At 65.3% G+C, this 12966-nt stretch carries 11 protein-coding genes; 7 read left to right on the forward strand and 4 right to left on the reverse strand.

Annotated features, from left to right (window positions below):
• The first annotated feature begins 287 nt into the window (after positions 1-287).
• The 6 genes from mobI to CKO42_RS17870 all read left to right on the forward strand — a co-directional run bounded on the left by mobI (position 288) and on the right by CKO42_RS17870 (position 9217).
• Positions 288-776: a conjugative transfer protein MobI(A/C) gene (mobI, locus tag CKO42_RS17845; RefSeq protein ID WP_200246970.1), complete on the forward strand. Its 489-nt coding sequence runs from the start codon at positions 288-290 to the stop codon at positions 774-776.
• Complete coding sequence (mobH, locus tag CKO42_RS17850) at positions 773-3241, forward strand: MobH family relaxase (RefSeq protein WP_242479495.1); 2469 nt, start codon at positions 773-775, stop codon at positions 3239-3241. Before mobI ends, mobH begins: the two co-directional genes overlap by 4 nt.
• Positions 3241-5271, forward strand: coding sequence for a conjugative transfer system coupling protein TraD (gene traD, locus CKO42_RS17855; RefSeq protein WP_476737475.1), 2031 nt, complete (start codon positions 3241-3243; stop codon positions 5269-5271). The genes mobH and traD overlap by 1 nt, the downstream gene beginning before the upstream one ends.
• The gene (locus CKO42_RS17860; protein ID WP_200246972.1) at positions 5261-5923 is read left to right on the forward strand and encodes an IncC plasmid conjugative DNA transfer DtrJ family protein; all 663 of its coding nucleotides are present in this window, start codon (positions 5261-5263) and stop codon (positions 5921-5923) included. The genes traD and CKO42_RS17860 overlap by 11 nt, the downstream gene beginning before the upstream one ends.
• 191 nt (positions 5924-6114) lie before the next feature.
• Positions 6115-8136, forward strand: coding sequence for an alkaline phosphatase D family protein (locus CKO42_RS17865; protein ID WP_200246974.1), 2022 nt, complete (start codon positions 6115-6117; stop codon positions 8134-8136).
• A 169-nt stretch (positions 8137-8305) separates the two neighbouring features.
• Entirely contained in the window at positions 8306-9217 is a 912-nt protein-coding gene (locus tag CKO42_RS17870; protein ID WP_200246975.1) for a proline iminopeptidase-family hydrolase, read from the forward strand.
• A gap of 56 nt (positions 9218-9273) precedes the next feature.
• On the opposite strand, the gene CKO42_RS17875 is transcribed toward CKO42_RS17870, so the two are convergent.
• Complete coding sequence (locus CKO42_RS17875) at positions 9274-10284, reverse strand: aldo/keto reductase (protein WP_200246977.1); 1011 nt, start codon at positions 10282-10284, stop codon at positions 9274-9276.
• Positions 10285-10406: 122 nt separating this feature from the next.
• The gene (locus CKO42_RS17880) at positions 10407-10877 is read right to left on the reverse strand and encodes a DUF4174 domain-containing protein (RefSeq protein WP_200246979.1); all 471 of its coding nucleotides are present in this window, start codon (positions 10875-10877) and stop codon (positions 10407-10409) included.
• Between CKO42_RS17880 and CKO42_RS17885 the strand changes: the two genes are divergently transcribed.
• Positions 10876-11379, forward strand: coding sequence for an MOSC domain-containing protein (locus CKO42_RS17885; protein ID WP_242479496.1), 504 nt, complete (start codon positions 10876-10878; stop codon positions 11377-11379). The genes CKO42_RS17880 and CKO42_RS17885 overlap by 2 nt on opposite strands.
• 161 nt (positions 11380-11540) lie before the next feature.
• Here CKO42_RS17885 and CKO42_RS17890 read toward each other — a convergent pair whose 3' ends face one another.
• Together CKO42_RS17890 and CKO42_RS17895 are read right to left on the reverse strand one after the other, a co-directional pair.
• On the reverse strand, positions 11541-11924 hold the full coding sequence (locus CKO42_RS17890; protein WP_200246981.1) for a YchJ family protein: 384 nt from the start codon (positions 11922-11924) through the stop codon (positions 11541-11543).
• Positions 11925-12131: 207 nt separating this feature from the next.
• The coding region (locus tag CKO42_RS17895) for a nucleotidyltransferase domain-containing protein (RefSeq protein WP_338034943.1) at positions 12132-12966 on the reverse strand (835 nt) is incomplete at its 5' end.

Raw genomic sequence — 12966 nt, forward strand, 5'->3', positions numbered from 1 at the left:
CCAGGTGCGCAACGGGTGCCCCAAGTCCAGGTGAGCAGGGCCGTCTGAACGACGGCTGAACAGAGGGTTCAAGTCATTGATCGATCATTTGAAACGCTCGCAGAGCCAAGGGCGCAGCCGGTGGCAGCGCCGCCTGGTGCGCAGCCCCGAGCAGCGGGGCCAGGTGGACGCCCATGGCTAAGCCCACGCAGACACCGTCCGATCCACCCCAAATTCCCCTGGTGACCCCGCAGGGGGCTGCCCACCTGGATAAGTGGTGGGCAGGGGGGTCGACATGCGGAGGTTTGTTGTCGCTCGAGCCGCTCCCTGAGCTGATCGGGCTAGGCTTCGAGGCCGAGCGCGAGCGCCTGCGCCTGGTCGCCGAGGGGATCGAGATCGAGACCATGGAGCAGCTGCGGGCGCAGCGTTTACGGATGCAGCGTGGGCGCGATGCCCGGCTCGGGGTGCGCATCCGAGCACCCCGGCGCACCGGCGGCAGTTTCACCATCGAGTGGTTCCTGGCACGCGGTCCCGGTCGGACCCTGTATCTGCCACGCGGTGAGGCCGACGTCTATACCCGCTCGACCCTGTCCGCGGCCATGCCCTGGGAGCGACGCATCGCGCTCGAGGCCGAGCGGACCTTCGGCGAGATTCGACTGCGCCTGCGTTGGATGAAACAGGCCGAGCTGCGGCTGCAGCAGGTGCTGGCGCGGTTGACGCAGCCGCTGCCGGGGGATCAGTGTTCGGGCGATCAGGCATCGGACGATGCTGTCGATGCCGCTGGCGACCAACGATGAGTCTGTTGCACCGCTTGCGCCAGATGACAGGCATCCCGGACCCTGCTGGCTCGCTGTCGGCAACGATCGAGTCGCTGCCGACTGTTGAGCTGTCAACAGCGATGACCGAGCCCGGAGGTCAAGTCGAGTCGGAGCCGATGCCGATGCCAACAGCAGCAACGGCGTCAGCGCCAGCGTTACTGGACGAGGAGATCCCACGCTATCCACCCTTCCTCAAAGGCTTGCCGCTGCCGCCACTCGAGCGACTGATCGCCACCCAGGCCGAGCTGATCGCGCGGCTGCGCCGGGAGCTGGCCCTTGGCGACGATGAAGACGACGGCAGCGAACGCTGGTCCAGCTACATCGCCCCGGTGATCCGCCGTTATGCCGCCTTCGTGCATCTGATCCCAGCCAGCGAGCTGCATCATCATCGCGGCGCCGGTGGACTCTATCGCCATGGCCTAGAGGTCGCCTTCCATGCCGCACGGGCCAGTCGCGGCGTCATGGTCGGACTCGATCGTCCGCGTGTCGAACAGCGGCGCCTGGAGCCGCGGCTGCGCGCAGCCGCCGCCCTCGGTGGTCTGCTGCACGATAGTGGCAAGGCGTTGGTCGATGTCGCCGCCACCGATCGCGAGGGCCGCACGACCTGGTCGCCGATCGATGAGGATCTGGCCGACTGGGCCACTCGCCAGGGCCTCGAGCGCTACTTCCTGCGCTGGCGCGAGCAGCGGTCCCACAACGGTCACGAGGTGTTCAACCTGATCGCCCTGAAACGTCTGCTGCCGAGCCGGGTCGAACGCTGGCTCTCGCAACCCGATCCCGGGCTTTACAGCGGGCTGGTCGCTGCCGTGACCGGCGTGCCCCATAGCAGTGTGCTGGTCGAACTGGTACGCCAGGCCGACCGCCACAGCGTCGAGCGGGATCTGCGCGAGCAACGCATCGCGCCGATCGACACCGCCGTTGGGGTGCCGGTCGATCGCTATCTGCTCGATGCCATGCGTCGGCTGCTGCACGATGGGCGCTGGCAGGTCAACGTGCCCGGCGCGCGGGTCTGGCTGTTGCGTGGTGCGGGTCTGCATCTGGTCTGGCCGGCCGCTGCGCGCGACATCACCGAACTGCTCGCCGCCGAGCGCATCCCTGGGATTCCGCGTGATCCGCAGAGCATCGCCGAGCTGCTGCTCGAGCGGGGGCTGGCGATTGCGCGAGTCGATGCCGTTGGTCGGCAGCTGACCTGGCGGTTGGCGCCGGCGCTCCTGTCAGCGGCGGGGGCGAAGCCGATCCTGCTCAACCTGCTGCGGCTACAGAGTCCGGAGCTGTTGTTTCCGCATGGTGCCCCGGCCGCTGTGGATTTGGTGGCGCGGGATGAGCAAAGCGAGGCGGGTGTCGGAGTGACGTCGCGCTCTGAGGCGATCGCTCCAGAGGCTGATAGGGCTGGTAGGGACGAGGCCGGTGATCTGGCTGATGCGGCGAGGGCTGGGGAATCCGCAGAAGCTGGGAGCAGGGTGTCTGATCTGGAACGCGGAGACGACGATGCGTTTGACTTGGACAGCCCGCTAACGTTGTCAAACGGTGCGCAGCGCCCGCATCGCGATTCCGAAGCCGGCACGCTCAGTGTCCTCGGTGCATCAGCACCAGCGTCTGGCTCAGCACCAGCACCAGCTTTAGCCTCAGCGTCAGTGATCAGGCCACCATCGGCCGCAGAGCAGGATCCGTCGCATAGCGATGCCTGCGCTGCGGCCGATGCCTGGCTGACCGATCACGGCCCTGGTAGCGCACAGTTGAAGGCCCACCTGATCGATGCGACTCCGTCGGCGGCTCATGAACATCAGTTGGCTTGGCGTGATGATCTCCTCTGGCTATCTTACCCAGCCTGGTTTAAAGCCGCAGGCTGGGAGCCCACTGCGGCGGCCGAGGTGCTGAGTGCCGAAGGCGCCCTCGAGCCTGACCCTAGAACCCCGATGCGCCGTGTGCGCGAGCATGGCGGCGAGCGCTGGCTGGTATTGACCGCCGAGGTCTCAGCACTGTTGCGGTTGCTGGTGGAGGCGGCGAACTCAAGTCAACCCGCCGTCGAGCCCAATTCGGAAACCTCAGCACCATCCGCAGTGCCGCTGTCATCGACACCGACACCGACACCGGCATTGACACCAACATCAACGCCAGCGCCAGCGCCGATAACTCCAAGTCCCCAGACATCTCCAAACCGGCCAGCAACGGCTTCGGGTCAAGGGACGGCCGAGCAGCATCCGCGCGTACCCGCCAACCCGGAGGAACCCGCCGACAAGCCACCGCTGATCCCCGCCATCCTCGCCGATCTCGACCGCCAACACGGCCCCGGTGATGGCAGCCAAGTGCTCGTGCTCGACAGCACAACCCTCAAGGCGCTGGCCAAACGCCACGGTCTCGGCGTCTACAGCCTGCGCCAGCGCCTGCTCACGGACCCGCGCTTTCGGCTCGGCGCGCATCAGCGCATCGAGGTCCAGCGCTGATGCAGCGCTATCACAACCCCTGGCGGGCCAATGATGAGGCGGTCGCCGCAGTGTTATGGCTCCTGCTCGCCGCCTTCGCCTTCGCCAGCGCCGGCCATTGGCAGCTGCACCCGGGTGCCTTTCGGCTCTTCGCCCTGTTGGCCCTGCTCATGGCCCTGAGCTGGCTGCCGGGGGCTTTGCGCCTGCGCGCGCTGCACGCGAATCTGAGTGGACGGGTGCAGACCTTCGTCACGGTCGCCGAACTGGCTGCGACCACAGAGCAGTTCCAAGGCCAGCTCTGGCTCGGTCGCGGCTTTGAGTGGGAGCGCGATCAAGCGCAGCTCGCCCATGATCTGCTGCGTGTGGGTCCCTCGCGACTGACCCCGATCTCAACCACTGCGATCGGCGCACACTGGCTGCATGGCCTGGCCCCACGCGAAGACGACCTCGCCGTGCCACTCACCACGATGGAAGGCCACCTGCTGGTGGTCGGCACCACTGGCGCTGGCAAGACCCGGCTCTTCGATCTGCTGATCAGCCAGGCCGTGCTGCGCGGTGAATCGGTGCTGATCATCGATCCCAAGGGCGATCGCGAGCTGCGCGACAATGCCGAGCGCGCCTGCAGCCTGGCGGGGCGCCCGGAGAAGTTCGCCGCCTTCCATCCCGCCTTCCCGGAACACTCCTGCCGCATCGATCCAATGGCCACCTTTGGCCGCCACACCGAGCTGGCCAGCCGCATCGCCGCACTGATGCCCTCGGAGACCGGCGCCGATCCGTTCAAGGCCTTCGGTCAGATGGCGATGAGCCACATCATTGCGGGCCTCTTGCTGGTCGAGGAGCGCCCGAACCTGCTCAAGCTGCGCCATTACCTGGAAGGCGGTGTCGATGCCCTGGTCGAGCGCGCGCTGGTGACCTATTGCACCCAGGTCGATCCAGGCTTCGATCGCGACGCACTGCTCAGCAAGGCCCGTGATAGCCACGGACGGGTGCAGGCGTTGATCCGCCATTACCGCAGCCGCATCGCCCCCGAGCGTCCCTCATCGGTGATCGATGGCCTGGTCAACATGCACGAGCACGAGCGTGTGCATTTCTCCAAGATGGTCGCGAGCCTGATGCCGGTGCTGGTGATGCTGACCTCCGGGCCGCTCGGTCCCTTGCTCTCGCCCAATCCGAGCGACCCGGACGACCCGCGCGATCTGATGCGCATGACCGATCTGATCAACGATGGCTATGTCGCCTACATCGGCCTGGATTCGCTCTCCGATGGCATGGTCGGCAGCGCCATCGGCTCGCTGCTGATCGCCGAGCTGACCTCGATCGCCGGGGATCGCTACAACTATGGCGTCAACAACAAGCCGGTCAGCGTCTTCATCGACGAGGCCGCTGAGGTGATGAACGATCCCTTCGTGCAGCTGCTGAACAAGGGGCGTGGTGCTGGGCTGCGGCTGACGGTTGCGACTCAGAGCTTTGCTGACTTTGCGGCACGCACCGGGAGCAAGGATAAGGCCACCCAGGTGCTGGCGAATCTGAACAACCTGATTGCGCTGCGGGTGCTCGATGCCGAGACCCAGACCTACATCACCGACAGCCTGCCGAAGATTCGTCTTCAGACCGTGATGCGCACCCAGGCCAGCAGCACCCAGTCCGACAATCCGCTGCTCTACAGTGGCAATGCCGGTGAGCGCCTGATCGAGGAGGAGGGCGAACTGCTGCCGCCGGCGCTGCTGGGGCATCTGCCGAATCTGGAGTACATCGGTCGCTTGGCTGGGGGACGGACGATTAAGGGGCGGTTGCCGATCCTGGTGGCGCCTGACGTGTTGGCCGAGGACGCTGTGGCTGGACTCAAGGCCGAGACTCCGCCAGCGGCCGAGGCTGACACGCAGACCCGGCCGGAGTTAGGGAAGGCGATCTTGGTCAGCGATGAGAGCGGCCTGCCATGGCCAACAGCTGAGTCTGTCTCTGCTCCTTTGCCAGGGCATGATGTTGCGCCTGCCGCACAGCCCGAGACTGCACAGCCTCGTCCAGGGAATGCCCGAACCGATGGCGACTGACACCCAAACCAAGACCAGCTGGCTCTGGGCGATGACGGTCGCTGTCATGCTGTTGATCATGGAATTCGTGCTGCTCTCGGCGCTGATCCCAGCCGATTGGTCTACTCGGATGCGCGATCAGGAGGTGCGCTGGGTCTCGAGCCAGTTGGGGGAGGGCACGGCAACCGCCGTCTTCGCCTCGGCGCAGCACTGGTACGGCATGATCTTCTTGCGCTCCGGCCTGGTTGATGCCAGCTATGATCTGTTGCTGCCGGATGCTGCCGTTGTCAATGAGACGCCCGAACTCAATAAGCTGGCCGCCGTGCCGATCTGGCCATGGGTCAAGACCCGGCTCGATCTGATCTGGTTCGCGATCTATCTGGCCATTCAGCGCCTGGTCGTGTTGTTCGCCTGGTGGCCGTTCATCGGCTTCGTCCTGATCGGCGCGGTGGGTGACGGACTCATCCGCCGGCGCATCCGCCTGGCCGGGTTCGACTATCCGAGCCCGTTGGCGCATCGGCTGGCGGTGCGGGTGCTGCTTGGCTTGGGTTTCCTGGTTGGATTCGGGTTACTGTTGCCCTTGCCGGTGCCGCCTTTGGCGGTGCCAGTGCTGGCAGTGATCGCCGCCACCGCGCTCGCCGTGTTGCTCACGCAAACGCAGAAGCGCGTGTGAGCTGGCATGGAGACTGTTCATCAGGCCATTTGACCCATCCGGCGGCGTCTTCCAGACTAGCGTGCATGACTCCGCCTTAGGACGGTGATGGTTGGCACGGTGCACGCCCGTCAGCGACCAATGCTGTCTCTTCGTGACTCCGATAGCGCCAACGCACATCCGCCGGGCGCCGATCGAATGACGTGCCGCTCATGCCGAATACTGTCGCATTACCGCTGGTTTGGGCCGGCCCCATCCTGCGTCGTGTGCTCCGTGACCGGGTCAGTCTCTGGCTCGCGGTGCGCGAGACGGTGCGTGTGCGCCTGGAACTGGTTTGGGAGCCACAACCACCACTGGAATCGCTTCTGGAACCCAATCATCGCCAGCCTTCAGCACAGACCTACATCCTAGAGCCTGGCGATCCATCCTGCCGACTGCTGCGCGCCGGCAGCGCGCTGTACTATGTCCTCATCGATCTGAGGCTGACGCAACCGCTGCCAGCCGAGCACTGGATTGCCTATAGCTTGGCCCTGCAGCCGCTCGCGGAGCCCGAGCAACCCTGGCAGGACAGCGCCGCCTGGGCGCCTGATCTCTGCTATCCGGGCCAGTCTTCGCCAGGCTTCAAGGTGCCGGCCCAGGTCCACTCGCTGCTGCATGGCTCCTGCCGCAAGCCGCATCATCCCGGCGGGGATGGACTGGCGCGGGCTGACCAGTTGCTTGCCGATCTGCTGGCTGGGTCGCCAAGCCCGACCACACCGAATCAAGCAACCGCCAGCGCGCAGGACGCAGATACCATGCCGGCCTGGCCATCGCTACTGATGCTCTCCGGCGATCAGGTCTACATGGACGATGTCGCCGGCCCAAAGCTGCGCGCGATCCATGCGCTGATCGAACGCCTTGGCCTGCCGGACGAGGCGCTGCCGGAGCTGACGCAGAGCGGCGTCGTCGATGCCCGCTCGCTCTATGCGCACCGAGATGGCTACTACCGTCGCGAGCGGCTGCTACCGCGGCAGCGTCACAACGCGGCCTTGCTCGAGGTGCTGTTCGGTGGCGTCGAGAAGCCCATCTTCACCAGCGCCAATGCCCACAATCATCTGATCAGCCTCGGCGAGATGCTGGCGATGTACCTGCTGGTGTTCTCGCCCGCGCCCTGGCAAGGGCTCGATCTTGATCCACCCGCCAGCCTGACCAAGGCGCAACGGGCACGGTTCGCGCAGGAGCGTGCCACGCTCGACGCCTTCATCGCCGCGCTGCCGGCCGTGCGTCGGCTGCTCGCCCATCTCCCAGTAGCGATGATCTTCGATGATCACGACGTCACCGATGACTGGAACCTGAGCCGCGCCTGGGAGGAGGTGGCCTATGGTCATGCGCTCTCGCGGCGGGTGATCGGCAATGCCCTGATCGGCTATTTGATCCATCAAGGCTGGGGCAATCGCCCCGAGGCCTTCAGCGATGACTTGCTCGCAGGCCTGCAACGCAGCCTCGATGATCCCGGCAGCGCCGAGCACGAGGCCTGCGTGCAGCGCCTGTTACGCTTCGGCGATTGGCATTATGACTGGCCGACGACGCCCCCACTGGTCGTGATCGACAGCCGCACCCATCGCTGGCGCTCGGAGTCGGCGGCGAGCAAGCCCTCGGGTCTGCTCGACTGGGAGGCGCTGACCGATCTGCAGCAGCGCCTGCGCGGCCTGCCGGCGGTGCTGCTGGTCTCGCCGGCGCCGATCTTCGGCGTCAAGCTGATCGAGAGCATCCAGCGCGTCTTTACCTGGCTCGGTTATCCGTTGATGGTCGATGCCGAGAACTGGATGGCGCATCCGGGCGCGGCGCACACTTTGTTGAACATCTTCCGCCATCCGCAGACGCCAGAGCACTTCGTCATCCTCTCGGGCGATGTGCATTACTCCTTCGTCTACGACGTCGAGCTGCGCGGACGCAGCCAAGGACCGGAGGTCTGGCAGATCACCAGTAGCGGCGTGCGCAATGCCTTCCCGGAGCGCCTGCTCGCCGTGCTCGATCGGCTCGATCATTGGCTCTTTGCCTCCAGTTCACCGCTGAATGTCTTCACCCGTCGACGGCGCCTGCGCATCCTGCCGCGCAAACCCGAGGGGGCGGCGAGCGGTCGGCGGCTGCTCAATGGCAGCGGCATCGGCCTGGTGGAGTTGGACGCGGACGGCCGACCCTGGCGGATTCGCGAGTTACTCGCCGATGGGCCGGCGGTGAGCTTTACCCAATAGGGCGTCGAGCGCATCCGCGACCGCTAGTGCCCCCAGGCGGCGCGTCCGATGGTCCGGTCTCAGCTCGGTTCTCGGGCCGCCTCTGAGCCGATCGCTCTTTGCCCCGGTCCGTCAAGGTTATCCTTGGCCACCACCAGGCATCGCCTGCATCGAGAGGCCAACCGAACCGATGGCAAACACCAACACCCAAACCTCACTGCTGAGACAATCGCATCAGATCACCGTCGAGCAGGGCGACCAGGTCTGGTCCTGCACCATCGGCGGCGGTGCCGCAGCCGAGAGCACCCCGCTGTTGATCCTCCATGGAGGTCCCGGCGTACCGCACGACTACCTGGAGAACCTCGAGGCTTTAGCCTCTCGGCAGCAGCAGGTGATCTTCTACGATCAGCTCGGCTGCGGGCGCTCGGATCAGCCCGATGATCCCGCGCGTTGGCAACTGCCGCGCTTCGTCGCCGAGATCGATACGGTGCGATCCGCACTCGGATTGGACCGGGTCGTCATCCTCGGCCAATCCTGGGGTGGCATGCTGGCGATCGAGTACGCGCTCACCCAGCCCCTTGGTCTGCAAGGGCTGATCCTCGCCAACAGCACCCCGAGCGCGCCGCTCTGGGGCGAGGAGACCCAGCGCCTGCGCCTGCAGCTCAGCGCTGAGGTGCGGGCGGTGCTCGATCAGCACGAAGCCGCCGGTAGCACCGACAGCGCGGCCTACCAGGAGGCGATGATGGCCTTCTACTGCCGCCACGTGATTCGGCTCGAGACTTGGCCCGCGTCCGTCCAGCGTGCGTTCGAGCAGATCGGTCAGCCCTACGGCGTCATGTGGGGGCCGAGCGAGTTTCATATCACCGGCAATCTCAAGGACTGGGATCGCACCGCGCGGCTCAGTGAGATTCAGGTTCCGGCTTTGCTGATCTCCGGCGAGTTCGACGAGTCGACGCCCAGGATCAACCAAGTCCTGCTTGAGGGTCTGCCCCTGGCCGAGTGGACGCTACTTGATGGCTGCTCGCATCTGGCGCACGTTGAAGCGCCGGCGGCTTATCGGGCTGCGGTGCAGGGCTTTCTGGGTCGGCTCGCCGAGCGCTAAGCTTGGTTCTGGCAGGCAGCCGAAAGCAGACAGGGCGAGACCTATCACACCGAGATTCAGTTCCAGACCATCTGGGCGCGCGTCTGCCAGTATGCAGCAGGGTCCTCAGCAAGCGCCCCGATCAACGCCTCAGCCTCATCATCCCAAGCGATGGCCACAGCGTTCAGATTCGACTGCAGCTGCGCCTCGGTCGCCGCCCCGCTGAGCACGACCGAAGCCCAGGGCCGGGCGAGGGCTGCAGCCAGCGCCACGGCGTCGACTGAGGCATTGAACCGACCGGCGAGGGTCTCGAGCCGCTGCCGCCGGGCCTGGAAGGTTGCCGCCTGATTACGCGCGGTCAGGCGCCCATTGGCCAGCGCTTCTTTGATGATGACGGTCAGTCCTGCTCGATGTGCCGCGTCCAAAGCAACTTCGGCTGAGCGCTCGAGCAGGTTCCAGGTCGCTTGCACGGCATCGAACAAGCGCATGCCATTGACCTGCAGGGTCAGCGCGTTCTCCAGCGTGACGGCCTGCTGAGGGCCGCTCAGGGTCAGCCCGATCCGCGTGCCAGTAGCCTTCAGTCGCGCAAGCTCGGCGTGCACGGCCCGATCATTGAGCACCCCGCTGTCCAGGGTGGCGGAATGGATCTGATAGAGGTCCAGGTAGCCACCCAATTTGCTGTGGGTCTCCTGCCATTGCCGCTGCAGCACCGCGAGCGAATGGTCCTTGACCTCATGCTGCTCGGCCTCGATCCGCCAATCGGCGGTGTAGGTATAGCCCCACTTCGAGGCGATCGTCACACCATCGCCGGGAACCTCCCGCGAGCGCAGCCACTCACCAAGGAAGGCCTCGCCGCGACCATAGGAGCGGGCGGTGTCGAAATAGCCTATCCCAGCACGCCGGGCAGCATCGAGCACCGCGAAGGCGCGTTCGCGCATCGCCTCGATGCTGCGGCCGGTGCCGGTATCCTCGCCATGGCCGAGGTTGATGTAACCGGGACGACCCAGAGCGGCGAGTCCAAGCCCGAGCACGCTCGGGGGCTGTTGACCGATGAGCGGGTGCAGCGATGAAGTGGTTGGCTGGGGCATGATCGAGCGCTGGGGCTATGTAAACGGTTGAATGGATTGGGGTACGATCGCCTGAAACATGAGGCGATTCGCCGGGCCGTTCCAGGCCGCGACTGATCGCGACCGTGTGACGAGCGTATCGCTCATTCTCCGCTCTCCATCTCCCGACGACGCATCGGCATCGCATCGATGCGTGCGAAGAGCGCTGGCAGATCCAGTTCGCCGGCACTGGCTTTGAGACCGCCATCCTTGCCGATCAGGAAGACAACGGCATCGGATCGGCTGAAAAATCGCTGCTCAAGCTCCTGCTTGAGTCGAGCATCGAGCGGCCCAGGATAGTTGGTCTGCAACTGCTCCTGATCGCGCACAAACCAGAGGATGTCACGCTCATCGATCGCCGGCTGCTCGGCGCGCAGGCATGCAACCGCATCCGGGATCTGCGCATCCACTAAAATGATCCGGTATTGCCAGCGCAGCGAGGCAAGCGCTCCGAGTGGTCGATCGGCGCCCTGATCGAGTGGCTCGGCCCTGATCAGTGTGCTCGCCATGCTGAGTCCGAGCACAAGGGCCAGATTCAGCCTGCGTGCCCACAGCGTTTGTATGATGGAAGCCATGATCCTCTCCAAGAACAGCCCATTGGCGTCACTGATGCAGACCTTTCTACGGCCTGGCCGTCTGGACTGGATCGGCCTGCGGCCGGCGAAGCGCGTGGCGTTGATCCGCGTCGAGGCCGCGCAGGCCATCACCGGCGCGGGTCTCGAGGGCGATCACTATAGCGGCCGCACGGGCAATCGCGGCATCACCCTGCTGCAGGCCGAGCATCTGCCGGTGATCGCCGCGCTGACCGGAGTCGAGGAGATAGCGCCGGCAACGCTGCGCCGCAACCTGCTGGTGTCCGACATCAACCTGTCTGCGCTCAAGGGGCAGCGCTTTCAGATCGGCGAGGTGGTGCTGGAGGGCACCGGCTTTGCGCATCCCTGCTCACGCATGGAAGAGGTCTTGGGGCCAGGCGGCTACAATGCCATGCGTGGTCATGGCGGACTTTGCGTGCGGGTGATTCAGGGTGGGCTGCTGCGCGTCGGTGATGCCGTTGTTGCGGTTGATGCCGAGGCCTGAGGCCCGCACTGCCAAGCCTAGTTGCGCGCCAAGCAAACCGATCGTTGGAGTTCTCGGGCAGGCCAACTTGAGCGGGATGCTCCAGGTTACGGCAAGACGCTCAATAGCCCGGCCAAAGAGCGTGTGCAAGCCATCGCCGCATTCATCACCGCCGAGACCGACTAACGCAGCGGGTCCAACACCCCATCGACATAGCGCCAGACCCCATCCTCGCGCAGAAAGCGGCTGCGCTCATGCAGCCGCAACGGACGTCGGCCGATCTTGTAGCGCGCGACGAACTCCACCCAGCCTTCGCTGTCGTCGGCACCACCCGCCTTGGTGCTTAGGATCTTGAGGCCCATCCAGGTCGGCGCCGGGTCCAATACGATCTCGGCGGGTCGCGTGCTGGCGTGCCAGGTGCTGCGCAGATACTCGACAGCACCTTGGGTGAAGGCCGTGTAGCGCGAGCGCATCAGCGCCTCAGCGGTTGGCGGCACTGTCGTGCCAGCCAGGAATGGCTCGCAACAGTCGGCAAGGGTGTGTCCGGAGCCGCAGGGGCAAGGCATCGACAACGCTCAGATCCTCCTCTTGGTGGCGACGCCTGAACCGGTGTTGGCAGGCGTCGTGTCAGCGATGATGGGCAGCTTCGCGCAGACGCCCGATCGGCACAAGCCCAGCCTGAGCCCCGGTGCTGAACAGCTACGGGCCGAACACGTCTGCTGAGTCGGCGCTGACTGAAGACGCGTCCTCATGGGTGTCCGTGCACGAACGCGCTAGCCTGGCCCAAGCAGGGTGTCCAACAGCAACTGATCCAGCGCCGCCTCATCAACGGGCCGCGCCAGGGGTGGTGCCACGGACGCCAGCCGTGTCAGCTCGCGGTTGATGAAGGCATTGAGGAGCGGCAGCGGTGCGCCGACCTCCGCTTCCCCAACCGAGCGCTTGATCACCAGCAACTGATCAATGGCTGCGCGTAGCTTGGGCGCATCGATCAAGGTCTCGACCAAGGTTTCAAAACGCATCGGCACGGGTCCACGGTCCTGCTCGATCCAGAGCGTTGCCAACAACGGTCGCAGCACATAGAGGTACTTCTTCAATCGCACCCGCTCGCGGGTCAGAAAGTCCCGGTAGTTGTCACGCGCCATGTGCACATAATGATGAAACGCCCGCTCTGGCTGATAGACAGACTCAGCGAGTGCGCGCAACCGCTGCAGAAACACCGCATCAGCACGGTAGACGATCGGCGAGTCCAGCCACTCGATCAGCGTCGCGTTGCCCTTGCCGAGCAGCCCCAGGGCCTTGCGCAGCTCCCAACCGTTGATGTCGAGATCACCCGTGATCGGTTGCTCGATGACGTCGCGCTGTGGCCGCACCCGCAAGTACCAGGGCAGGGGATGGACATAGAGGAAACGGACATCGTAATCACTATCCGGCGAGGCAAAGCCCCAACCGCGGCTGCCGGATTCGCAGGCGAAGAGGATGCATACCCCCTTTTCTGCCTCGATCGCTGTCAGCGAGGTGAGGATCTCCGCACGGCGTTGGTCGGCTACCAATGCCCGGTCCCCGGCTCGCCCTTGAACGGGCCGACCAGCTCGTCGGTGATCCAGCCGC

The organism is Lamprobacter modestohalophilus, assembly GCF_016583905.1.
GTDB lineage: Bacteria > Pseudomonadota > Gammaproteobacteria > Chromatiales > Chromatiaceae > Lamprobacter > Lamprobacter modestohalophilus.

Excerpts from the sequence above, each read along its gene's own strand:
- CKO42_RS17865 (WP_200246974.1), top strand. The coding sequence starts at position 6,115 with ATGCCGAATACTGTCGCATTACCGCTGGTTTGGGCCGGCCCCATCCTG.
- CKO42_RS17880 (WP_200246979.1), bottom strand. The coding sequence starts at position 10,877 with ATGGCTTCCATCATACAAACGCTGTGGGCACGCAGGCTGAATCTGGCC.
- mobH (WP_242479495.1), top strand. The coding sequence starts at position 773 with ATGAGTCTGTTGCACCGCTTGCGCCAGATGACAGGCATCCCGGACCCT.
- traD (WP_476737475.1), top strand. The coding sequence starts at position 3,241 with ATGCAGCGCTATCACAACCCCTGGCGGGCCAATGATGAGGCGGTCGCC.
- CKO42_RS17875 (WP_200246977.1), bottom strand. The coding sequence starts at position 10,284 with ATGCCCCAGCCAACCACTTCATCGCTGCACCCGCTCATCGGTCAACAG.
- CKO42_RS17870 (WP_200246975.1), top strand. The coding sequence starts at position 8,306 with ATGGCAAACACCAACACCCAAACCTCACTGCTGAGACAATCGCATCAG.
- CKO42_RS17890 (WP_200246981.1), bottom strand. The coding sequence starts at position 11,924 with ATGCCTTGCCCCTGCGGCTCCGGACACACCCTTGCCGACTGTTGCGAG.
- CKO42_RS17885 (WP_242479496.1), top strand. The coding sequence starts at position 10,876 with ATGATCCTCTCCAAGAACAGCCCATTGGCGTCACTGATGCAGACCTTT.
- CKO42_RS17860 (WP_200246972.1), top strand. The coding sequence starts at position 5,261 with ATGGCGACTGACACCCAAACCAAGACCAGCTGGCTCTGGGCGATGACG.